Origin of the sequence: Halomonas lysinitropha (assembly GCF_902500215.1) — a bacterium.
Classification (GTDB): Bacteria; Pseudomonadota; Gammaproteobacteria; order Pseudomonadales; family Halomonadaceae; genus Halomonas; species Halomonas lysinitropha.
The window spans coordinates 36,945-58,116 of record NZ_CABVOU010000015.1 but is presented as its reverse complement, the minus strand read 5'-3'; the positions used below and the strand labels follow the sequence as shown (position 1 = coordinate 58,116).

19 protein-coding genes and 1 other RNA gene are annotated in these 21,172 nt (G+C 64.6%); 9 read left to right on the top strand and 11 right to left on the bottom strand.

Going from position 1 to position 21,172, the window contains the following annotated elements; genetic code table 11:
- Positions 1–2: 2 nt before the first annotated feature.
- Together rfaD and waaF are read left to right on the top strand one after the other, a co-directional pair.
- The gene (rfaD, locus tag HALO32_RS01355; protein WP_151441993.1) at positions 3–959 is read left to right on the top strand and encodes an ADP-glyceromanno-heptose 6-epimerase; all 957 of its coding nucleotides are present in this window, start codon (positions 3–5) and stop codon (positions 957–959) included.
- Positions 952–1,992 carry a lipopolysaccharide heptosyltransferase II gene (gene waaF, locus HALO32_RS01350; RefSeq protein ID WP_151441992.1) on the top strand — a complete coding sequence of 347 codons (1,041 nt, stop codon included), beginning with the start codon at positions 952–954 and terminating at the stop codon, positions 1,990–1,992. Before rfaD ends, waaF begins: the two co-directional genes overlap by 8 nt.
- Here the strand turns inward: waaF and HALO32_RS01345 are convergent.
- The 7 genes from HALO32_RS01345 to HALO32_RS01315 all read right to left on the bottom strand — a co-directional run bounded on the left by HALO32_RS01345 (position 1,989) and on the right by HALO32_RS01315 (position 9,955).
- Positions 1,989–3,665, bottom strand: a complete 1,677-nt coding sequence (locus HALO32_RS01345) for a sulfatase-like hydrolase/transferase (RefSeq protein ID WP_151441991.1) — start codon at positions 3,663–3,665, stop codon at positions 1,989–1,991. The two genes, waaF and HALO32_RS01345, sit on opposite strands and share 4 nt — an antisense overlap.
- A 128-nt stretch (positions 3,666–3,793) precedes the next feature.
- Entirely contained in the window at positions 3,794–4,768 is a 975-nt protein-coding gene (locus HALO32_RS01340; protein WP_192576409.1) for a glycosyl transferase family 90, read from the bottom strand.
- Positions 4,765–5,820 (bottom strand): glycosyltransferase family 4 protein, encoded by a 1,056-nt coding sequence (locus HALO32_RS01335; protein WP_151441990.1) that lies wholly within the window; start codon positions 5,818–5,820, stop codon positions 4,765–4,767. The genes HALO32_RS01340 and HALO32_RS01335 overlap by 4 nt, the downstream gene beginning before the upstream one ends.
- A gap of 2 nt (positions 5,821–5,822) precedes the next feature.
- Positions 5,823–6,608 carry a glycosyltransferase family 2 protein gene (locus HALO32_RS01330; RefSeq protein WP_151441989.1) on the bottom strand — a complete coding sequence of 262 codons (786 nt, stop codon included), beginning with the start codon at positions 6,606–6,608 and terminating at the stop codon, positions 5,823–5,825.
- Positions 6,605–7,756 (bottom strand): glycosyltransferase, encoded by a 1,152-nt coding sequence (locus HALO32_RS01325; RefSeq protein WP_151441988.1) that lies wholly within the window; start codon positions 7,754–7,756, stop codon positions 6,605–6,607. The genes HALO32_RS01330 and HALO32_RS01325 overlap by 4 nt, the downstream gene beginning before the upstream one ends.
- On the bottom strand, positions 7,744–8,871 hold the full coding sequence (locus HALO32_RS01320; RefSeq protein ID WP_225809637.1) for an O-antigen ligase family protein: 1,128 nt from the start codon (positions 8,869–8,871) through the stop codon (positions 7,744–7,746). The genes HALO32_RS01325 and HALO32_RS01320 overlap by 13 nt, the downstream gene beginning before the upstream one ends.
- A 379-nt stretch (positions 8,872–9,250) precedes the next feature.
- The gene (locus HALO32_RS01315) at positions 9,251–9,955 is read right to left on the bottom strand and encodes a 3-deoxy-D-manno-octulosonic acid kinase (RefSeq protein WP_151441987.1); all 705 of its coding nucleotides are present in this window, start codon (positions 9,953–9,955) and stop codon (positions 9,251–9,253) included.
- Here HALO32_RS01315 and HALO32_RS01310 point away from each other — a divergent pair.
- The 3 genes from HALO32_RS01310 to waaA are packed head-to-tail and all read left to right on the top strand — an operon-like array spanning position 9,954 to position 13,772.
- Complete coding sequence (locus HALO32_RS01310) at positions 9,954–11,051, top strand: glycosyltransferase family 9 protein (protein ID WP_151441986.1); 1,098 nt, start codon at positions 9,954–9,956, stop codon at positions 11,049–11,051. The two genes, HALO32_RS01315 and HALO32_RS01310, sit on opposite strands and share 2 nt — an antisense overlap.
- Positions 11,041–12,471, top strand: a complete 1,431-nt coding sequence (gene hldE / locus HALO32_RS01305; protein ID WP_151441985.1) for a bifunctional D-glycero-beta-D-manno-heptose-7-phosphate kinase/D-glycero-beta-D-manno-heptose 1-phosphate adenylyltransferase HldE — start codon at positions 11,041–11,043, stop codon at positions 12,469–12,471. Before HALO32_RS01310 ends, hldE begins: the two co-directional genes overlap by 11 nt.
- Complete coding sequence (waaA, locus tag HALO32_RS01300) at positions 12,471–13,772, top strand: lipid IV(A) 3-deoxy-D-manno-octulosonic acid transferase (protein ID WP_151441984.1); 1,302 nt, start codon at positions 12,471–12,473, stop codon at positions 13,770–13,772. Before hldE ends, waaA begins: the two co-directional genes overlap by 1 nt.
- 19 nt (positions 13,773–13,791) lie before the next feature.
- Here the strand turns inward: waaA and rpiA are convergent, their stop codons facing one another.
- Positions 13,792–14,466 (bottom strand): ribose-5-phosphate isomerase RpiA, encoded by a 675-nt coding sequence (gene rpiA / locus HALO32_RS01295; RefSeq protein WP_151441983.1) that lies wholly within the window; start codon positions 14,464–14,466, stop codon positions 13,792–13,794.
- Positions 14,467–14,622: 156 nt separating this feature from the next.
- Here rpiA and ilvA point away from each other — a divergent pair, with 156 nt between their 5' ends.
- Positions 14,623–16,137: a threonine ammonia-lyase, biosynthetic gene (gene ilvA, locus HALO32_RS01290; RefSeq protein WP_151441982.1), complete on the top strand. Its 1,515-nt coding sequence runs from the start codon at positions 14,623–14,625 to the stop codon at positions 16,135–16,137.
- Between the two features lie 377 nt (positions 16,138–16,514).
- On the opposite strand, the gene HALO32_RS01285 is transcribed toward ilvA, so the two are convergent.
- From HALO32_RS01285 to HALO32_RS01275, 3 genes are all read right to left on the bottom strand, one after another.
- Entirely contained in the window at positions 16,515–17,132 is a 618-nt protein-coding gene (locus tag HALO32_RS01285) for a 5-formyltetrahydrofolate cyclo-ligase (protein ID WP_151441981.1), read from the bottom strand.
- 8 nt (positions 17,133–17,140) lie between these two features.
- A non-coding RNA gene (gene ssrS, locus HALO32_RS01280) (6S RNA) lies at positions 17,141–17,325 on the bottom strand.
- 56 nt (positions 17,326–17,381) lie between these two features.
- On the bottom strand, positions 17,382–17,681 hold the full coding sequence (locus HALO32_RS01275; protein WP_151441980.1) for a cell division protein ZapA: 300 nt from the start codon (positions 17,679–17,681) through the stop codon (positions 17,382–17,384).
- Between the two features lie 162 nt (positions 17,682–17,843).
- Between HALO32_RS01275 and HALO32_RS01270 the strand changes: the two genes are divergently transcribed.
- From HALO32_RS01270 to ubiH, 3 genes are all read left to right on the top strand, one after another.
- On the top strand, positions 17,844–18,422 hold the full coding sequence (locus tag HALO32_RS01270) for a UPF0149 family protein (protein WP_151441979.1): 579 nt from the start codon (positions 17,844–17,846) through the stop codon (positions 18,420–18,422).
- Between the two features lie 35 nt (positions 18,423–18,457).
- Positions 18,458–19,795, top strand: a complete 1,338-nt coding sequence (pepP, locus tag HALO32_RS01265; protein ID WP_151441978.1) for a Xaa-Pro aminopeptidase — start codon at positions 18,458–18,460, stop codon at positions 19,793–19,795.
- A gap of 65 nt (positions 19,796–19,860) precedes the next feature.
- Positions 19,861–21,072, top strand: a complete 1,212-nt coding sequence (gene ubiH, locus HALO32_RS01260; RefSeq protein ID WP_151441977.1) for a 2-octaprenyl-6-methoxyphenyl hydroxylase — start codon at positions 19,861–19,863, stop codon at positions 21,070–21,072.
- Positions 21,073–21,172: the final 100 nt, after the last annotated feature.

Below are 21,172 nucleotides of genomic sequence, written 5' to 3'. Positions count from 1 at the left end.
CCATGATCGTAGTAACAGGCGGGGCCGGTTTCATCGGCTCGAATCTGGTCAAGGCACTCAATGCCCGCGGCCGCGACGACGTGCTGGTGGTAGACGACCTCAGCGACGGTACCAAGTTCGTGAACCTGGCCGACTGCACACTCGGCGACTACCTCGACAAGGATGACTTCCTCGCCCGGGTGATGGCAGCGATGAGTGGCGAGACGGCGCACCTGCCGCCTATCGAGGCCATCTTTCACGAGGGCGCCTGCTCGGACACCACCGAGTGGGATGGGCGCTTCATGCTGGAGAACAACTTCGAGTACTCCAAGGTGCTGCTGCACTACTGCCAGCGCGAGGGTATACCCTTCCTCTACGCCTCGTCGGCAGCCACCTACGGGGGCAGTGAGGTGTTCTTCGAGGCCCCGGAACACGAGAAGCCGCTCAACGTCTACGGCTACTCCAAGCTGCTGTTCGACCAGTACGTGCGCGTCCGCCACGACGACTTCACCAGTCAGGTAGTGGGTTTCCGCTACTTCAACGTCTACGGGCCCCGGGAACAGCACAAGGGCAAGATGGCCAGTGTCGCCTACCATCACCATACCCAGATCAGCGCCGGCCAGAACGTGAGGCTGTTCGGTGCCTGGGATGGCTATGAGGCCGGCATGCAGAGCCGAGACTTCATCTATGTGGGCGACGTGGTGGACGTCAACCTGTGGTTCCTGGATCACCCCGAGGCCTCGGGGATCTTCAACCTGGGCACCGGCCGAGCCGAGCCCTTCAAGGCCATCGGCGAGACCGTGGTCGATTACTACGGTCGCGGCAGGATCGAGTACATCGACTTTCCGGAGGAACTCAAGGGTCGCTACCAGAGCTATACGCGAGCCGACATCAACCGCCTGCGCGAAGCCGGCTATGATCGCGAGTTCCGTACCGTGGCCCAGGGGGTGCGCGAGTACCTGGAGTGGCTGAATGGTTGAGGTGCCGCAGAAGCCGGCCTCCGGAGAGTCTCGCATCCTGGTGGTGGGGCCTTCCTGGGTCGGCGACATGGTCATGGCGCAGAGCCTCTTCAAGACCTTGAAGGCCAGGCAGCCGGGCAGCCGGATCACCGTGGTGGCCCCGGCCTGGTCACGGCCGATCCTCGAGCGGATGGACGAGGTCGATGAGGTGGCCAGCCTCGAGGTCGGGCATGGGCAGTTCGGCCTGGGCACGCGGCGGCGGCTTGCCCGCTCCCTGCAGGGACGCTTCGACCATGCCATCGTCCTGCCCCGCTCCTGGAAGTCGGCGCTGGTGCCTTTCCTGGCGCGTGTCCCCCTGCGCACCGGCTTTACCGGCGAGCAGCGTCTGTGGCTGCTCAATGACCGCAGGCGTCTCGACAAGGCGGTGCTGGACCAGACTGTCAAGCGCTTCGTGGCCCTGGGCCTGCCGGTGGAGGAGGCCGCCCGTGGCGACTTCCCCATTCCCCGGCCCCGGCTACGCCTGGATACCGACAACCTGGTGGAGCGCCGCGTCGACCTGGGGCTCTCGTCGCGCCCTGCCATCGGCCTGATGCCGGGGGCAGAATACGGGCCTGCCAAGCAGTGGCCACTCGCCTATTTTAGGGAACTGGCGAGATTGCTGGTGGTGGAGGGATTCGAGGTGCGCGTGCTCGGTGGGCCCAAGGACGTGGAGGCCGGCGAGGTGATCGCCGATGCGCTGCCCCACACCCACAATCTTTGCGGCAGGACGCGGCTGGCGGATGCCGTCGACCTGCTCGGTGACTGCCAGCAGGTCGTGACCAACGATTCAGGGCTGATGCATGTGGCGGCCGCGGTAGGAACCCGAGTGCAGGCCATCTATGGCTCCTCGTCGCCCAGCTATACACCGCCGTTGACCGAGAATGTCGAGGTGCACTACCTGGCCCTCGACTGCTCGCCCTGTTTCCAGCGCACTTGCCCGCTGGGGCATACCAACTGCCTGAATCAGCTCAAGCCGGAACGGATCCTGCAGGCGGTGCTGGCGACGGCCGGCTAGGGCAGTTCCTCGGGCACTTCCGGTGCCTGGTCCTCGGGAGTCTCGACGACCTGTTCGACGACCGGTTCGGCAGGGGGCGGTGGGCCCTGCAGGGGTGCCAGTCCTTCCCATAGCCGCTCCTGGAGGGCCGTCTCTTCACGCATGCGCGCGTTGAGGGTATCCAGTCCGTGCTCTTCCACCAGGGTCGGTTCGCCGGAAAGTAGTGACACCCCCAGCCCGGCACGATGCCAGTCGATGACGAAGCCCATGGCCTCGAGCACCGTGGGCAGGATATCCATGGTCGAGGCTTCGACGTCCAGCCGGCGCGGCTCGAGCTGTTGCCCCAGCAGCATGAAGGTATTGTCCCGTTTCCCGGCGACGAGTTGCTCCCAGGCGGAGACGCGCATGGTCAGGTGGTCACTGGCGATCACCACCAGGGTATCCTTCAGCAGGCCTGCTTCCTCGAGCCGCTCCACCAGCCGGCGGGCCAGCCAGGCCGAGCATTCCACCGAGTAGAGGATGTCCACGCCGTCGAACTCGCCCTGGCGCTGCCGGCATTCGCGAGCCGGATAGCCATTCGGCGCATGGCCGGTGATGCTGAGGTTGACCAACCCCCAAGGGCCGTCCTGCTGTTCGAGCCGGCGAATTTCCTCGACGGTGAAGTCATAGAGGGTATCGTCGTAAAGGCCCCAGCTATTCACGTAGCCGGGGTCCTCGAGCCGGGGCTCCAGCTCCTCTCTCCCCAGAATCCTGTCAAACCCGTGATCCCGGTAGAAGACCCCCTTGCCGGCGAAACGGGTGCTGGCACCGCCCATATAGGCCAAGGTGTAACCTCGCTCGTCTAGCATATCCCCCAGGCAATCGACGCCCGGCACCACATGGCCGAGGGGCTCGAACTGGCTATCGTGCAGCAGGCCGGCTGGCATCAGCGGCGTGCCACACTGGCTGGCAATCATGCCGGCCATGGTCCAGCCGGTGTTGTCGACCTGGCGAACCCCCTCGAAGACCACGGCCTTCTCGCCCAGGGCTTTCAGGTGGGCATAGGCATCTCCGAAGCGATCCCGGTCGGCATAGGTGCGTTCGATACTCTCCAGGTAGAGCAACAGCAGGTTGGGCGGATCGCGAGGTGCCTCGAGGATGACCGGCTCGACATACCGGCGCTCCAGCCAGGCGCCATCCTCGGTGACGATGGCGGCACCGCGCTGACCGATGCCGTAGAGCATGGGGTTGCCTGCCAAAAGCGCCAGGGCCAGCAGGCGGTCAGTCAGGCGCCAGCGATGGTCATGACGCACCAGCCAGGTGAATGAAGCCAGCAGTAGTAGCATGCTCAGGGTATAGAGGAGGGCAGCGCCGATGCGATCACCGCCGCCATGCTCTTCCATGCCGGCCTGGAGATGGAAGAACACGGCGCCGAGATCGACCATGCCGAAGCTGTCGGCGAGGTAGACGTAGAGCCCCCACAGGGCGATCGGGAACAGCGACCAGGGCCAGATCGGGCGCACCGGGCGGGAGGGGGATGGCGCTCCCCAGCGCCTCCAGCGGGCCAGCAGCAACCAGATCCCGGCAATGGGCACCAGGCCCCAGGTGGGGAGGCGCGTCAGGGTTGCCACGCTGAAACCGAGCCACAGCCCGATCACGAGCAAGGCCCACCAGCGGGGCTGATGCAATGGAGAGTGCTTGTGCAAAGGGTTCATCGTAATGGTGATGGGTGGGTGTGAAGTCAGCCTAGCAAGCGCTCGACAAGTGGCGCGGTCGCGCGGCGATCAACAGCCTATGCTGGCATGGATTTTGGCCCGGCACCGAGTTCAACCGTTCAAATGAATCACCAAGCGGGCAGCTGCCCCGAGTCGGCGAAGTACTTGCGTAAGACCAGCAGTCCGATCAGCCGTTCGCGTTCAGCATTCCGGAAGATCGCGACGTAGCGATTCGCCTGGAGAATGATGGCCTTCGCCTCTTCGGGGTTTGCCTCATAGTAGGCGATCTTGTCATCGAGATCTGAATAGTCGTCCTCTAGCTGGACATAGTGATGGCCGGGACGCAGCTGTCCCTCCATGAACCAGGTCTCGAAGCGCGGCCGGCGCATCAGACACAGGGAGTTGGAGGCCATGATCCACTTCAGGTTGGTGGCGACGTCCTTGCCTTCGAGGCTGAGGATATAGCGGTAGTGTAGCTGCTCCGACACCGAGAGGAAGCCACCGTGCCAGGGGTTGCCGGCAGCGTTGCGGTGGATATCGGCGACGTTGCACAGCGGATGGTCATGGAAGTCTCGCACGAAGCGGCGACGATGCTCCTGGTGGCAGGCGCCACGCCAGACGGCCAGCGGGCGTTTCTGTTCGAAGCTCAGCGGGTCACCGGGCAGGTAGTAGTGGCGTACTCGATTGAGCTTGAGCAGGACGCTGTTGTGATTGTGCTCACCGATGGGGCGACTCTTGACCAGGGTAGGCACCTCGGGCACCTCCCTGACATCCCCGAACTGGTGACAGAAGCGCAGCTCAGGAGAGAAGTAGCGCAGCAGCGATACCAGATCCAGATAGTAGGACCAACTCTTCTCGCGTTGAAAGTGGGCAAGGCAGAGGGCGTCCTGTGGCAGGGCAACGGGACCGGTCAGGCGATTGTAGTAGTGCACACGCTGCCAGATCGCCTGTTGCTCCGCCGGTGGCAGCGCTTCCACCTGGCGTAGCAGCCGTCTCTGCCGGTGTTGCAGCCAGCGGGCCGGGATCAGGCGCTGGGCAGCATGGCCGGCGTAGACGCTTGCCTTGTGCAGGTTCTTGTGGGCCTTGGCCGCGATCGGTTTCACCGGGATGTCTCCTGGTACCGATGATCTACGAGTTGCTGATAGAGACGCATATAGGCGGCTGCCATGGCGCGAGGGCTGTAGTCCTCCAGGCGTTCTCTGGCCTGTCGGCAGAGCCGGCGGCGCAGGTGGGGCTCTGCCTTGATACGCAGGAGCCCGTCGGCCAAGGCATCGGTATCGCCGGAGGGAAACAGCAGTCCGGTTGTCTCGTGTTCGATGATATCGGGGATGCCCCCAACCCGGCTGGCGATGATCGGTACCTCGAGCTGCATGACGTCGAGCAGTACCGAGCCTAGGCCCTCGTTGCGCGAGGGGAAGGCGAAGGCGTCCAGGCCGGCGATATAGTCGGCGATATTCTCCTTGAAGCCCAGCCATTCGACATTGGTGAGGTCGGCGGACTCCTGTCGGAGCGCCTGGGCATCCGCGCCGTCGCCCAGGAACAGGAAGTGCACCTCGGGTGCCTCACGAGCCAGTCGGCGTGCCGCCTTCAGCAGCACTCGCTGACCCTTGTGGCGGTCCACCAGGGCGCCGGCATGGCCGACCAGGAACTTGCCCGGATAGGCGGCACGCCAGGATGCCGTCTTCTCGGGGTCTGCTGACAGTCCGGCATGGGCGCTGGGGATCCGTTCGACGCTTCCCCAGCCGCGGGCCTCCAGTTGGGTCTGGATCAGCCGGGAAATCGCCACGCGGCAGGCCGCCTGCCGATAGCAGAGGCGGTTGAGCGCCTTGTCCTGGACGGGTGTGTCAACGCGCCGTGTGATCACATAGGGTGTGCCGGTGAGGCGATGGTGCAGCCAGGCCCAGTGGACCCCCTTGGCCTCATGGGCGTGCACCAGGTCCGTGGGGCCGAGGCATCGGTGGCCTCCCAGCTGATGATTGGCCGTGATCAGCGAAAGGCCCGGCACGTCGCTAAGGTGCTTGCGCATCGGTGAATCCTCTCGACACACCAGCTGCTGGTGTATCCGGGGTTCCTCGGCAAGGGCGCGAATCAGTAGCTCGGTCTGCCGCTCGCCACCGCGAAAGCCGCGGGCCAGATTGACATGGGTAACGCGCATGGTCACCAGACCCTGTTGAAGTCTTCGTTGGCGAGCACCTGGGGGTCGCGCTGATACTCGAGCAGCTTGGCGTACTTCAGGTAGCTGTTGAGGCCGGCGCTGATAGCCACCGTCATGCCATCGACGCCGCCGATGAAGCCACGCTGGAACAGATACTTGCGGACGAAGGCGTTGAGACCGTGAAGGAAGGGCGAGAAGGCGTTGGCGCGCTTGCCCTTCTGATACATGATCTTGGCCGCGCGTCCGCTGAAGTTGCGTCCCGGCTTGGCGAACAGTTCGCCCAGATTGGCAAAGGAGTAGTGCAGCATGTCGGCGTCCAGCCGGCAGGGGTTGGTGGCAGCGACGCTGGCATGCTGCTTGACCTCGGCGAAACGTGCGCCGCGCCGGTGGTGATAGAGCCTGAGGCAGTAGTCGGGATACCAGCCGCACACGCGTATCCAGCGTGAGCCGATCATGTTGCGGCGGCGGAAGGCAAAGGCATCGTGCGGGGTGTTGGCCAGGTCAAGGTCGCGTATCGCCGCGACCATTTCCGGGGTAAGGCGCTCATCGGCATCCACGCTGAGCATCCAGTCATGGCTGGCGTGGGTGAGTGCCACGTTCTTTTGCAGGCCGTCGCCCAGATAGGGCTGGTGGACGACCCTGGCGCCCAGCGATTCGGCGATGCTCACTGTCTCGTCCTGGCTGCCGGAGTCCACCACGATGACCTCATCGCAGACCTGTCGCACCGTGGCGATGCAATCGGCGATGTTGTCGGCTTCATTGAAGGTAATGATGTTGGCCGTGATCATGGGTCAGCGGGCTCCTGCAGAAACTTGGCGGTAACCTGTGCCGGGGAGAAGGCGTCAAGCCAGTGCTCGTCGATGGGGTAGCCGTCTGCTTCCAGGGTCGTGTCCACCCGAACGGCCAGGGCCTCGGGTGTCATCTCGCTGAGATAGGCGGACAGCTCTCCGTGCATGATATCCCGTACGCCACCGGGACAGTCCACGGAGACCACCGGCGTCCCACACGCCAGGGCTTCCAGCAGCACGATCCCGAGCCCTTCATGGGTGGAGCTCAGCACGAACAGCCGGGCGTGCTGCATCCAGGGATAGGGGTTAAGTTGACGCCCGGCGAAATGGACCCGGTCGGCGACTCCCAACTCCGCCGCCAAGGCCTCCAACTCCTTGCGCAGGGGACCGTCACCGACGATCACCAGGGGCAGGGAGGTCCGCAGAAGCGCATAGGCCTGCAGCAGCAGGCGGTGATTCTTCTGGGGTACCAGGCGCGCCACGTTAAGCAGATAGGGAGCATGTGCCGTTGCCGGGGAGTCTGCCTGGGCGGCGCGACGGATATCGACGATAGGGCAGGGATTGGTGATGGTTCGCAGGGAGGCGGGGACGATGCCGAGCTCCCGCAGGGTGGCATCTACCTGGCGCTCGACCCCCGCGGAGACACTGACCAGGTGCTTGCCGTGAAACAGGCAGCGGGCCTTGCGGCGTGCCAGCCTGTCCCGCTGGCCATCCATCTTCAGGATGTTTTCCAGCACGTAGCAGGCGCGGGGGTCGCGGAAGGACCAGATCGCCTCGAAGGTTCCCATGCCCCGGAAGATGATGCGATCGAAGCGCCCATGCCGCTGCTCCAGGCGATGCAACTCGCGCTGGAAGAGTCGCCCACCCCACCAGCCAGCGATCAGGAAATGGCTCTTGCGTATCACGGCATTGCCGACCCGCGCGGCGATGTCGACGGCACCCCCCAGGCCGGAGCGCCACATCGCCCGGGAGAGCGCAAAGTGGTGCACATGAACTCGCGTATCCTGGGGTGACAGGTGCGGTGGCCGCACCTTGAAGGTCATCAGATGGCTCTCGTGACCCTGGGCGGCGAAGGCGTCAGCCAGGTTGACGGCAACTCTTTCCATGCCGCCGATCTTCAGCGTGCGAACGACCACTAGCGTGCGCATTCATTACCCTCTGTGGCGGTGGGAACGGCTGCGTACTGCCAGCGCCAGATATGCGTCACCAAGCCTCCTACCACCAGATTGTGTACGAAGACACCGGTCCAGAAGGCGTTGTAGGCTTCGAACTGATTGACTACCATCCAGTAGACAAAGAAACTCGCACCAAACAGCGCTATATCCCCTGGCATCACACCTGCTCGCCAAGCCTGCCAGGTTCTTAGGCCAACCCAAAGTGCCAGCGTGGCGATCACCCCAACGCCGAGCAAGCCGTAGGCTACCCAGACTTCCAGCAGGAAGTTGTGCAGGTGGCCGAAATGCGCCTTCACGAAGGGAGGCAGCCATGGTGTATGCTCGATTACCAGGCTGCGTGCCTCTCCGCCCCAGCCTACTACGGGACGCTGCTGGATCCACTCAGCGGCGGCGAACCAGGTGTTGATGCGGATGCCGATGCTGGTATAGGGAATGTTTCCCACTTCTCCACTCAATAGCTGTGCCACCACCTCTTTCTCAGCGGTGACACGTTCCATCAGCGGCTGGTAGAAGAGCATCAAGAACCCTACAGCCGCTATGATAACGAGGCACAGGCCGAGCAGTGCTCCTTTCCGGCCACGCGCTGATTGCACCCCGGGACTTGCATGATAAAGCCACAGCATCAGCGTAATGGGTAGCGCCAGTGACAGGGCTAGCCACACCGCGCGTGTCTGGCCGATCAGTACACCTAACAGAGAAACCGTGATCAGAAGGCTCCATGTCATTGCCCGCAAAACTCGCCATGGGCCTGCCGAGAAGAAGCGCGGAGAAAAAATGATCAACCCTAGGAAAACTACGCCAAACAGCATGGAGCCATGCTGTAAATTGCGGATGCCAAATCCGATACGCTGACCGCTCAATCCCGACTGCCATTCGGCCAGTCCGTCACCGAGGACGAAGGTTCCTATTACAAAGCCAATCAGCGCGAGGGCCCATAGTTGCAAGGTTCGTTGTGTACTTCCGGCAAGCCACCAGGCCACTGCAATGAAGATGAATAATTTGCCCAAACGGTCGAGTCTAGGATTGTCTGCTACCCATTCAGGATGATGGAAATACCCCAGCGTCCATGATAAAAGTTGTACCAGCAAGGCGGCTCCTAGTAGCCACATCGGAGCAGATGAACGCAGCTGTCTTCCATAGAATAGTACCGAAAATAGCCCGAGGAGTGCGGTAATAGTTTCGGCCGGCGATCCTACCGTAGGCCATAAAACACGCAGCGCCCCGTACATCATCAAGGTCACACCACCTAGTTGCCATAACCATAGCGGCATAACACTGAATGTCCTAGGTGGGCAGGCTTTGGCATGCATGGTTAATGACCTATAATTTCCTTTCATTTTTTGCGTATTGGCTCAGATTGATCGGCAAGGCCGCGGTGGGAGTGTCATGTTTCCATTCTGGAAAAGGCGCATTTATCCTCGAGTCGGGAAGCATCCATTGAGGAAAAATAATTAAGATTCCTCTGTATTAAAGATTATAACCCTTCTTGATATCTTCTAAGGCGCCGGCGGCTTCATGCTTGGCCAGTGAACGTTCCAGCCTCTTGAGGTTCCTGGCCTGCCAGTCGCCCTTCGGGCGCAGCCGGCAACGGTCCAGATCGATCAGCCAGACCTTGCCCTGCGGGTCGATCAGTAGGTTCCGGGCGTTGAGGTCCACATGGTCCAGCCCGGCCTCATGGAAACGGCGGATAGTGGCACCAACACGTCGTAGCAGAGATTCATCGGCGTCTTCCTCGACAAGCAGGTCAGCCAGGGCGCGGGCGCCGGGAATGCGTACGGTGATAATGGCGGCCTCATAGCAAAAACCGTGGCGGGTAATGCCTGCGGCTACCGGCCGGGGTACGCGAAGTCCTTGGGCAGATAGGCTGGCGGTCAGGTGGAACTCGCGAAAGGCCCGTGTCCTTTCCAGGCCGGTCCATACATAGCGTCGTTCGCTCAACCGGGCGATCAGGCCGCCGCGGCGGTAGGGGCGCAATACCCACTCTTCACTGTCGACAGCGAGGAAGAGGCTGGTTCCACGTCCGGGGGCCTCGCCGATGACTAGCCCCCGTCGGTACCAGGCATCGGGGTCGAAGAGCGCCGGGCCGATTTGTGGCGGCGAGTCGGCGTCACATACACTGTCGGCATCATATAAAATGCTGTCCCTTCCCTTTCGATACGTTGCCAAGCGCATGAAGCATCCTCTGCCTGCCCGACCTCAGCATATCTGCGTACTGCGGCTCTCTGCCCTGGGCGATGTCTGTAACCTGGTGCCGACGGTGCGTGCCCTGCAGCGTCAGTGGCCCGAGGCGCGGATCACCTGGATCATCGGCAAGGCGGAGAACAGTCTACTGTCGGGCCTCTCCGGGGTCGAGTTCGTCGTCTACGACAAGGCGACGGGACTGGCGGGCATGCGCGCCCTATGGCGCGAGCTGGCCGATACCCGCTTCGACCTGCTGCTGCACATGCAGCAGGCGCTGCGCGCCAGTGTGCTTTCCCTGGGCCTGAAGGCCGACCTCCGAGTGGGCTATGACAAGGCCCGTGCCAAGGATCTCCAGCACTGGTTCACCCAGCGCCAGCTGGCGCCACATCCACGGGCCCATGTGCTCGAATCGTATCTCGATTTCGCTCGCCTGCTGGGTGTCGAGGATCTCTCTCTGGCCTGGGATCTTCCGGTGCCCGGGACGGCCGTCGAGGAGGCGCGTGGCATCACCGGGGAATCGGCCTACCTGCTGATCAGCCCCTGCGCCAATCCGCGCTTGCGCAATTTCCGCAACTGGTCCGCCGAGGGCTATGCGGCAGTGATCGACCATGCCTGGCGTCAGCACGAGCTGAAGACGGTACTCACCGGCGGTGGCAGCACCCAGGAACGCCAGCTGGGTGAGCGCATCCAGGCCCTCTGTCCCGACGAGGTGGTGATCGATGTCATCGGTGAAACCTCGCTCAAGGGCCTGCTGGCGCTGATCCGGCAAAGTCGGGCGACGATCGCTCCGGACTCTGGCCCGGTGCATATGGCCAATGCGCTGGGTGCGCCCGTGGTGGGGCTCTATGCGACCACCAACCCCGGCCGGGCCGGGCCCTACCTGTGGCGCGATTTCGTGGTCGACCGCTATCCCGATGCCGTGCGTGCCTTCCTGCACAAGACGCCCGAGGACCTTCCCTGGGGCCAGCGAGTCCGTCACCCCGATGCCATGTCGCTCATTCGTGCCGAGGATGTGATCGAACGCCTCGAAGCGGTGCTGGCCCTATCCGAGACCCCGCAGGACATGGAGTTCCCTGATGAAACTTGACCTGACCGCCCTGGAGCGCTCTCGTCTGCTGGTGGTGGGCGATGTCATGCTCGACCGTTACTGGCATGGCGGGACTTCGCGGATCTCCCCGGAGGCGCCGGTGCCGGTGGTTCGGGTCGAGGAGGCGGAGGACCGTCCCGGCGGGGCCGCCAACGTGGCGCTCAATATTGCTTCCCTCGGCGCTCATGCCGCCTTGGCCGGGCTGGTGGGCGACGATGACAATGCCGACCGTCTGATTTCCCGCCTGGAAGATTGCGGAGTAAGTACTCACTTCGATCGGAGCCCCGGTATTCCCACCATCACCAAGCTGAGAGTGATGAGCCGCAACCAGCAGCTGATCCGCCTGGACTTCGAGCAGGGGCTCGGTGATGTCGATACCACGGGGCTGCTTTCACGCGTCGAGGCCGCTTTGCCCGACTGTGACCTGGTGATTCTCTCCGACTACGGCAAGGGGACCCTGAACCGAATCGAGGCGCTGATCCAGCTGGTCAAGGCCGCCGGCAAGCGGGTGCTGGTGGACCCCAAGGGCAGCGACTTTGGCCGCTACCGCGGTGCCAGTGTGATTACTCCCAACCTGGGTGAATTCGAGGCCGTGATGGGTCACTGTCGAAACGATGCCGAACTCGCCGCCCGGGGAGAGACGCTGCGCGCCGAGTTGGAGCTTGAAGCGCTGCTGATTACCCGCAGCGAGAAGGGGATGACGCTGATCCGCGAGGGACACGAGCCGCTTCACTTGCCTACTCGAGCCCGTGAGGTCTTCGACGTCACCGGGGCAGGTGACACCGTGATCGGCATACTGGGCCTGGCACTGGCGGCGGGACACGGCTTCGCCGAGGCAATGACCCTGGCCAACCTTGCCGCCGGGCTGGTTGTCGCCAAGCCCGGTACCGCGACCCTGTCCATTGCCGAGCTCTATACGGCCCTGCACGGCGACAAGCTCGCCGAGTTCGGGGTGATCGAGGAGCCGGCACTGATCGAGGCGGTGCGTGCCGCCCAGGCCCGCGGCGAGCGGGTGGTGATGACCAATGGCTGCTTCGACATCCTGCATGCGGGCCATGTCGCCTACCTGGAGCAGGCCCGTCGACTTGGTGACCGACTGGTGGTGGCGGTCAACGACGATGCCTCCATCGGCCGGCTCAAGGGCCCCAAGCGCCCCATCAATCCCCTGGCGAGGCGCATGCAGGTACTGGCCGGCCTGGGTGCCGTCGACTGGGTGGTGCCCTTCGGCGAGGATACCCCTCAGCGACTGATCGAGGCGGTGCTGCCCGACGTGCTGGTCAAGGGCGGTGACTATCGTCCCGAGGAGATCGCCGGCGGCGCGGCCGTCCGTGACGCGGGGGGCGAGGTCAGGGTGCTGGGCTTCGAGGATGGCGTCTCCACCACGGCGATGATCGCCACCATCCTTGATCGCGAGACCTGATGTCGACATCACATCCCTGGGTCCTTCGCGGTTATGCGACGTTCCTCTACCTTCTTGCGCCGCTGATCTGGCGTCGCGTCTGGCGCGAGCAGCTGCCCGGGCGACTGCGTCGTGAGCGGCTGGGTTTCATTCCTTCTGCCGGAAAGGAAGATCGCACCCTCTGGCTGCATTGCGCCTCGGTGGGCGAGGTGCAGGCCGCACGGCCCTTGTTCGAGGCGCTCGGGCAGCGCTGGCCCGGTCACCGCCTGGTCATCACCACCATGACCGCCACCGGGGCGGAACGGGTGCTGTCGCTGGCAGCGGGTGGCCACGATTCAGGGAGTAGAGGCGAAGTGAGTCATCACTTCGTGCCGCTGGACTTCCCCGGCGCGGCCCGCCGCTTCGTCGCCCGCTTGCGCCCTGAGCTCGCCATCTTCTTCGAGACCGAGCTCTGGCCCAATCTGCTGGCCGAGTGCGATCGGTCGGCCGTCCCGGTCGCGGTGGTCAACGGCCGCCTCTCGCCGCGTGCCTGGCGCGGCTATCGCCGAATGCGCCCGCTGATGGCGGAGGCCCTGAGCCATGTGGCATGGCTGGCGGCCAAGTCTGACGCCGATGCCCGGCGCTTCATTGAGTTGGGCATGGCGGGGGAGCGCACCACGGTGGTGGGCTCGCTGAAGTTCGATATCGGCGCCAACGGTGAGACTGAAGAGGTGAGTGAGCACTTGCGCACCCGGCTCGGCAGCCGGCCGGTCTGGGTGGCCGGCTCCACCCATCCCGGCGAGGACGAGCAGGTGCTGGCCGCCCATGCCCGCCTGCGGGAGCGGCTTCCCGGCGCGTTGCTGGTCCTGGTGCCCCGTCACCCCCGGCGGTTCGACGCCGTGGCCTCCCTGTGCCGCCAGACGGGCCTGACGCTGGCGCGCCGTTCCCGCGATGAGTGGCCCGGGGACGACACGGCGGTGTACCTGGGTGACACCATGGGGGAGTTGCTGGCGCTCTATGGCGCATCCGATCTGGCATTCGTCGGTGGCAGCCTGGTGCCCATCGGCGGACATAATCTGCTGGAGCCGGCCGCCCTGGGCATCCCGGTGCTCAGCGGGCCGGCACTGGCCAATTTCGAGGATGTGGCCGAGGTGATGCGCGAGGCGGATGCTCTGGTGGAGGTCGATGACGCCGCGGCCCTCGCCGCTGAACTGCTGCGTCTGTTCGACGATCCGGGAGCGCGTCGCCGTCTCGCCGAGGCCGGCCGCGACGTGGTCATGGCCAACCGTGGGGCCCTGGCGCGCACTCTGGCTGGCCTGGAGGGCCTCATGCAGGCGGAGTGAGCACTTACTTCAGGTGGGGTCAGGCGGGCAGCAGACGCTCCACGCCCTGCTCGGTGCCCAGCAGCAGCACATCGGCACCGCGCGCTGCGAAAAGGCCGTTGGTGACCACGCCGACGATGGCATTGAGTCGTGCCTCCATGGCCACCGGGTCGTCGATCATGAACTCGAAGCAGTCGATGATCTGGTTGCCATTGTCGGTGACCACCCCCTGGCGATAGACCGGATCGGCACCCAGCTTGACCAGCTCCCGTGCCACGTAGGAGCGGGCCATGGGGATGACCTCTACCGGGAGCGGAAAGTGTCCCAGCCGCTCGACCCTCTTGGAGGCGTCGGCGATGCAGATGAAGCGTTCGGCACAGGCGGCGACAACTTTTTCCCGAGTCAGAGCCGCGCCGCCCCCCTTGATCATGTGGAAGTGAGCGTTCACTTCGTCGGCGCCATCAATGTAGAAGGGCACGGTGCCGGCCTCGTTGAGTTCGAAGATCTCGATGCCGAAGCCGCGCAGGCGCTCGGCGCTGGCCTCGGAGCTGGCCACGGCACCGCGGAAATCATGGCGCAGGGCCGCCAGCCTGTCGATAAACCGGTTCGCGGTGGAGCCGGTGCCGATGCCGAGAATGGTGTCGCCCTCGAGTCGGGGGCGGATCTCGTCGATGGCGGCGGCGGCCACGGCGTCCTTGAGTTCGTCCTGGGTCATATGCTGCTCGCTGACGGGTGGATGGCGAATACCGCGCCATTATAGGCGATGCCGGTGGTGGATGCTGGACGCCATGGTCGCCGCAATGCTACCAATAGAGGTTCTCTGCAGTGCAGCAACCTCTGCCGCCCCGCATCACGCCTCTGGGATATCAGGATGCTCGAAGCTACCGTCAAGAAGATTCTCCAGGCCCGGGTCTATGAAGCCGCCCGGGAAACGCCGATCTCCCCGGCCCCCTTCCTCTCCCGCCGTTTCAACAACCAGATCCTGATCAAGCGCGAGGACCTGCAGCCGGTCTACTCCTTCAAGATTCGTGGCGCCTACAACAAGATGGCTCAGCTCAGCGAGGCGCAGAAGGACCAGGGCGTGATTGCCGCCTCGGCGGGCAACCATGCCCAGGGGCTCGCGATGGCGGCCAAGCAGATGGGCGTCAAGGCGGTGATCGTGATGCCCCGCATCACGCCGGAGATCAAGGTCCAGGCGGTGCGGGCGCGGGGCGCCAAGGTGGTGCTCAAGGGCGATGCCTTCGCCGAGGCGGCGGCCCATGCCCAGGAGCTGATCGCCGAGCACGGCTACACCTATATCCCGCCCTTCGATGACATCGATGTCATCGCCGGTCAGGGCACCATCGCCGTGGAGATCCTGCGCCAGCATGGCGGGCCGATCGATGCCATCTTCGTGCCGGTGGGCGGCGGCGGCCTGATCGCCGGCATGGCCGCCTACATCAAGTACCTTCGGCCCGAGATCAAGGTGATCGGGGTGGAGTCCGAGGACAGCGCCTGCCTCAAGGCGGCGCTGGCCGCCGGGGAGCGCGTGGTGCTGGACCAGGTCGGGGTCTTCGCCGAGGGCGTGGCCGTGGCGCAGATCGGCGAGGTGCCCTTCTCGATCCTGCGCGACCTGATCGACGACGTCATCACCGTTACCACCGACGAGATGTGTGCCGCGGTGAAGGACATCTTCGAGGATACCCGTGCGGTCTCCGAGACCTCCGGGGCGCTCTCGCTGGCGGGCCTCAAGAAGTACATCCAGCAGACCGGTGCCGAGCACCAGACCCTCGTCTGCATCAACTCCGGGGCCAACACCAACTTCGACCGCCTGCAGCACATCGCCGAGCGCACCGAACTGGGCGAGCAGCGCGAGGCGATCCTCGCCGTGACCATTCCCGAGAGGCCCGGCAGCTTCAAGAAGTTCTGCCGCACCATCGGCAAGCGGATGGTCACCGAGTTCAACTACCGCTACGCGGACCCCGAGAAGGCCCATATCTTCGTCGGCGTCCAGGTGAAGCCCGGCGGCGAGGACCGCCAGGCGGTGATCGATAAGCTCCGTGGTGCCGGCTATCCCGTGGAAGACCTCACCGACAACGAGCTGGCCAAGCTGCATATCCGCCACCTGGGGGGCGGCCGGCCGAAGGAGCATTTCGACGAGGAGGTCTATCGCTTCGAGTTCCCGGAGCGCCCCGGGGCGCTGATGAACTTCCTCACCCACCTGCCTCATGACTGGAACATCTCGTTGTTCCACTACCGCAACCATGGAGCCGCCTATGGCCGGGTACTGGTGGGCATGCAGGTACCCAATGGCGACCGGACGCATGTCGAGGAATATTTCGACGACATCGGGTATCGCTACTGGAAGGAGAGTGACAACCCGGCCTATCGGCTCTTCATGGCCTGAGGAAGAGGAAGCCTCGACAGGGCGAGCGAGTGCTGACTCACCGTGCAGCCCGGAACTGCCGAGTGTTTAAAAATGTAACACCCCAGGCATGCCGGTTGTCATGCATGGGCAGGAGGTCCTATAGTCACTCGGTCACCGCCTCCATGGGCGGTGACAAAACAACAACTTCCACACGACCCTCGCGGTCCTGTCTCCCACGGAGTCGACAATGAAGCGCAAGCCCGATCTGGTCATGGCACTGGTGCTGTTTTTCGGCATCGGGGTTGTGGTGACTGGCTATGCCCAGGCGTTGGCGGGCGTCTGATGTTACCGGAACCGCCTCGTGACGACGGCCGATGCAAATGCATCGGCCGTCGTCGGTTGTGCGGCAGGTGCACTCAGGGACGTATCACTCGGGCATCGCTGACGATGGCGTCCAGCGGCACGTCCCAGGAGGCGGCCGGGAGTCGCTCGACTCGCTGGCAGTCATGGGCCAGGCCGATCAATCGCGGGCATGGTCCCGGCCGGCGGGTAAAGGCCAGGGTGCGATCATAGAAGCCGCCGCCCATGCCCATGCGCTGGCCTCGCTCGTCGAAGCCCACCAGCGGCAGCAGGATCACATCGAGAGCCCAGGCCGGCGTTCGCCTTGCTCGGTGCGCTCCAAAGCGAGTCTCGGGTTCCGGGATGCCGTAGCGATTGACCACCATGGGTGTCGCGGCATGGTAGTGCACGAACCATAGCTGGTTCAGGGAGAGTGGCTTGAGAACCGGCAAGTGAACGCGTGTGCCGCGGCGCTTGAGCCAGGGAATCAGCGGGGTGGGGTCGATCTCGCCGTCATTGGGCAGGTAGAGGGCCACGCGCTTTGCGCGCTGCATCTCGGGCAGCTGTCGCAGGTGTCGGCAGAGGCGTTCAGCGGCGTCACGGCGCTTTTTGACGCTCAATTCGCGTCGACGCTGACGCAATTCACGTCTCAACCGTCGACGAGTGTCGTCGGTCAGGGCGGCGGTATCCTGCATGTCAGATAGAGTTCCCCAGAGTGCCGCTGTCGTTCTGGCCCTTGAACCCAGTGGTTCAAGGTGGGTGGCCGCAGCCGAACCGTCAGGCTTTCCGACGCACGGACATGCACACGGGTCCGGCTAGCATTTGGCCCCCTGGGTAATGCTCATAGGCTCGAGGGACGATAACGACTGGCAAACACCCCAGGGAACTGTTTCATCCTACCAGAGGCACGCGCGGGGCCAAAGGGATGATTGTGTCGCCTTTATTTAGCGCACGGGCATGGCATCCAGCGCCTTCTCGAGGCGAGCATTGAGTTCGTTGAGACTCTGCTCGCCGGCTCGCTGGTCATCCAGGGCCTCGAGCAGCTCATGGGCGATGTTGAGGGCCGCCATGATGGCGATCTTCTCCCGGTCGACCACCCGGCCACGGGAGTGGATGCCCTGCATGGCGCGGTCGAGGTAGCGGGCAGCGCGTTCGAGTTTGTCCTGCTCCTCTGGCGGGCAGGCGATGGCATAGCTGCGCTCCAGGAGGGTGATATCGGTGGTGGGCCGCTTGGGCTCGGTCATGACAGGCTCCGGGAAGGGCCAGGGGAGGAGGATCGCACGCCGGGTGCGCGTTACGGGGATCCGATGCGTTAACATCGAGGCCAGATAAAGAATGCCAGTCACTATAAGAGAGCCGTTTGCGGGCGGTCAACGCGCCCGTCGGCCTTACCAGCGGATCTTGTCATGTCACTGATTAACGAACACCAGGACTTCTCGACCATTGCGGATACCTTTCTGCTTCACGGCAGCATGCAGTCGCCGGCCTTCCTCGACGGGCGCCTCTGCGCCGAGCTTGCGCTACATGACCTGACTCCCGAGGCATGGCTGGAAGAGGTCTGCCTGAGCCTCGGGGTCGACCAGCCCCGGGACGAACCCAGTGCCGAGAGGCTGCTGGGCTGGCGCCGCCAGACCCTCGAGGCCCTCTCGGCCGCCGAGCTCAACTTCGAGCCCCTGCTGCCGGATGAGCTATTCTCACTGCCCGAGCGCGCCCTGGGCCTCCAGGAGTGGACCCTTGGCTTCCTCGAAGTGGTGGCCGATGCCGACAACGCCACGCGACGCTCGTGGTCGTCGGCCCTGCGCGAGGCCCTCGAGGACCTCGAGGGCCTGACGAGCATCGAGACAGATATCGAGGACAGCCCGGAAAACGAGGATGACCTCTTCGCCCTCACCGAGCACGCGCGCATGGCCGCCATGCTGCTCTACACCGAGCAGCACCCCGGCAAGCCGCAGGTCGAGCAGGTCGATGAGCCGACTCGTCACTGATATCGACCATCGAATCCACCCATCCAGGAGCCGTGATGCACCCCGAGACCCTGCCCCGTCCCGCCCCGATCACAATCGACGAATACCGCGACCGACGCCGGGCGCTGATGGATCGGCTCTCTGTCGAAAGCGCCGTGCTGCTGCCTGGTGCGGCGCTGGTCACCCGCTCCCGGGACAGCGAATTCCCCTTTCGCCAGGACAGCGACGTCCATTACCTGACTGGCTTTCCCGAGCCCGAGGCCCTGCTGCTGCTGCTGCCGGGCCGCGAGGATGGCGATAGTGTGCTGTTCTGCCAGGATCGTGACCCGACACGAGAAGCCTGGGCCGGCATCCGCCTGGGCGCCGAGGGCGCCGTTCGCGAGCATGGTATCGACCAGGCCTTCGAGAATGCCGAGCGCGACGCGAAGCTGGCCGAACTGCTCGACGGGCGCACTACGCTCTATCTGCCGCTGGGCGATGCCGAGGCTCTGGCGCTCGCCGAGGAGGTGCGCGCTGAGCTGGCCGGTGGCGCCCGTCGCGGGGTGGTGGCGCCGTCGGCCTTTGCCGATGTCAGCGAACTGCTCCACGAGCAGCGCCTGTGCAAGAGCGAGGCGGAGCTGGCGCTGATGCGACATGCCGGCGCGATTTCCGCCCGGGCCCATGTACGGGCCATGCGCACGGCTCGCCCGGGACTCATGGAGTGGCAGCTGCAGGCCGAGCTCGAGCACGAGTTCCGTTGGCAGGGCGGAAGTGGCCCGGCCTACGCGAGTATCGTCGGTGGTGGCATCAATGCCTGTGTGCTGCACTACATTGAAAACCATGCTCCCCTGGAGGATGGTGCCCTGGTGTTGATCGATGCCGGCGCCGAGTTCGGTCTCTATGCCGGCGACATCAGCCGCACCTTCCCGGTCAACGGACGCTTCTCCGAGGCCCAGCGAGCTCTTTACGAAGTGGTGCTGGCCGCCCAGGAGCGCGCCGTCGCCGCGGTTCGCCCTGGTGCGACGCTCGCGATGATCCACGAAGGCGTGGTACGCGATCTCACCGGCGGTCTCATCGAGCTCGGACTGCTGGAGGGCGACGTCCAGGCACGCATCGACGATGGCAGCTACAAGCTCTTCTACCTACATTCGACCTCCCACTGGCTGGGACTCGACGTGCATGACGTGGGGGCCTACCGACATGAGGGCCATCCCCGCCCCCTGCTGCCCGGCATGGTGCTCACCGTGGAGCCCGGCCTCTATGTGCCTGCAGACAACGACCTGCCCGAGGCTTTCCGCGGGATCGGCATTCGCATCGAGGATGATGTTGTCGTGACCCCCGACGGCCACGAGGTGTTGACCGCGGGGGTGCCCAAGCGGGTGGCGGATATCGAATCCTTGATGAACAGTAAATGACCAGCCGAAGAGCCGTTGGCGATGCCTTTATGTAATGTACATTATGGAATAAACGGGAGTGCGCCATGAGTGCGATATCGCAGTCGAGAGTGGATATCGCCATCATCGGTGGCGGCTTGGTGGGTGCCAGCCTGGGCTGTGCCCTGGCCGCGCTGGTCGAACGGGCGGGGCTCAAGGTGGCAGTGATCGAAGCGGCACCGTTGCCGTCGCAACGGACCGAGCCCTGGCAGCCCAGCTTCGATGCCCGGGCGAGTGCCATCGCCGGTGGCTCCGCCCGGCACTTCGCGAGTCTTGGCGTCTGGGAGACCATGGCCGAGATGGCCGTCCCCATCCGCACCATCCACGTCAGCGAGCGGGGCCGGCTGGGCGTAACGCGGTTGCGCGCGGCGGAACTGGGTGTCGAAGCGCTGGGTCATGTGATTCCCAATGCCTGGATGGGGCGAGTGCTGCATGGCCGGCTGAGCGAGCTGCCGCTGGCCTGGCACTGCCCGGCCAGGGTCGAGACGATTGAACCGATTGCCCAAGGACATCGTCTGCAGCTGTCGGATGGCAGCGAGCTGGAGGCCGAGCTGACGGTGCTCGCCGACGGCGGTCGCTCGGGGCTTAAGGAGCGGCTGGGGATCGAGAGCCGGGAACGGCCCTACGACCAGGTGGCGCTGATCGCCAGCGTCGAGGTTAGCCGTCCCCATGGTGAGGTCGCCTACGAGCGATTCACGCCGGCGGGGCCCATTGCCCTGCTGCCCCTTCGGGGCCAGGCCATGGAACTGGTCTGGACCCATGAGCGCGGCCAGGAGAGACGCCGTCTGGCACTGTCGGACGGAGATTTCCTGGCCGAGCTGCAGCAGGCCTTCGGTGATCGGGTGGGGCACTTCCGGCGAGTGGGCCGCCGCCATGCCTACCCGCTGTCGCTGATCACCGCCCGGGAGACAACGCGTCCCGGGCTGGCGGTGCTGGGCAATGCGGCCCATGCCCTGCACCCGGTGGCCGGCCAGGGCTTCAATCTGGCGCTACGCGGCGTCATGGACCTGGTGGTCGCCATCGAGGCCGGCATCGAGAGGGGCGATAGCCCAGGTGGCACGGGTGTCCTGCAGGACTTCGAGGCGCGCCGAGATGCCGACCGTGACAGCGTCATCCGCTTCAGCGACGGTTTGATACGTCTGTTCGGGCTCGACCTTCCTCTGCTTTCCCCTGCCCGCGGGGCAGGCCTGGTGGGGCTGAACCTGATAGGGCCCCTGCGTCGAGGCCTGGCCCGGCGGGCCATGGGGCTGCAACGATAGCGGGTGCGGGCGACAGGCGCTGGAATGGCAGCGTATGACGGTCGGGAATCGCCAGGGTGTACAGGCAAGTTGGCCAGCGGGCTTATCAGGGGGAGCACAG

What these genes read in the sequence shown, in the direction of transcription:
- rfaD (WP_151441993.1), top strand. Translation starts at nt 3, where the DNA reads ATGATCGTAGTAACAGGCGGGGCCGGTTTCATCGGCTCGAATCTGGTC.
- waaF (WP_151441992.1), top strand. Translation starts at nt 952, where the DNA reads ATGGTTGAGGTGCCGCAGAAGCCGGCCTCCGGAGAGTCTCGCATCCTG.
- HALO32_RS01345 (WP_151441991.1), bottom strand. Translation starts at nt 3,665, where the DNA reads ATGAACCCTTTGCACAAGCACTCTCCATTGCATCAGCCCCGCTGGTGG.
- HALO32_RS01335 (WP_151441990.1), bottom strand. Translation starts at nt 5,820, where the DNA reads ATGCGCGTTACCCATGTCAATCTGGCCCGCGGCTTTCGCGGTGGCGAG.
- HALO32_RS01330 (WP_151441989.1), bottom strand. Translation starts at nt 6,608, where the DNA reads ATGATCACGGCCAACATCATTACCTTCAATGAAGCCGACAACATCGCC.
- HALO32_RS01325 (WP_151441988.1), bottom strand. Translation starts at nt 7,756, where the DNA reads ATGCGCACGCTAGTGGTCGTTCGCACGCTGAAGATCGGCGGCATGGAA.
- HALO32_RS01310 (WP_151441986.1), top strand. Translation starts at nt 9,954, where the DNA reads ATGAAGCATCCTCTGCCTGCCCGACCTCAGCATATCTGCGTACTGCGG.
- HALO32_RS01315 (WP_151441987.1), bottom strand. Translation starts at nt 9,955, where the DNA reads ATGCGCTTGGCAACGTATCGAAAGGGAAGGGACAGCATTTTATATGAT.
- hldE (WP_151441985.1), top strand. Translation starts at nt 11,041, where the DNA reads ATGAAACTTGACCTGACCGCCCTGGAGCGCTCTCGTCTGCTGGTGGTG.
- waaA (WP_151441984.1), top strand. Translation starts at nt 12,471, where the DNA reads ATGTCGACATCACATCCCTGGGTCCTTCGCGGTTATGCGACGTTCCTC.
- rpiA (WP_151441983.1), bottom strand. Translation starts at nt 14,466, where the DNA reads ATGACCCAGGACGAACTCAAGGACGCCGTGGCCGCCGCCGCCATCGAC.
- ilvA (WP_151441982.1), top strand. Translation starts at nt 14,623, where the DNA reads ATGCTCGAAGCTACCGTCAAGAAGATTCTCCAGGCCCGGGTCTATGAA.
- HALO32_RS01285 (WP_151441981.1), bottom strand. Translation starts at nt 17,132, where the DNA reads ATGCAGGATACCGCCGCCCTGACCGACGACACTCGTCGACGGTTGAGA.
- HALO32_RS01275 (WP_151441980.1), bottom strand. Translation starts at nt 17,681, where the DNA reads ATGACCGAGCCCAAGCGGCCCACCACCGATATCACCCTCCTGGAGCGC.
- HALO32_RS01270 (WP_151441979.1), top strand. Translation starts at nt 17,844, where the DNA reads ATGTCACTGATTAACGAACACCAGGACTTCTCGACCATTGCGGATACC.
- pepP (WP_151441978.1), top strand. Translation starts at nt 18,458, where the DNA reads ATGCACCCCGAGACCCTGCCCCGTCCCGCCCCGATCACAATCGACGAA.
- ubiH (WP_151441977.1), top strand. Translation starts at nt 19,861, where the DNA reads ATGAGTGCGATATCGCAGTCGAGAGTGGATATCGCCATCATCGGTGGC.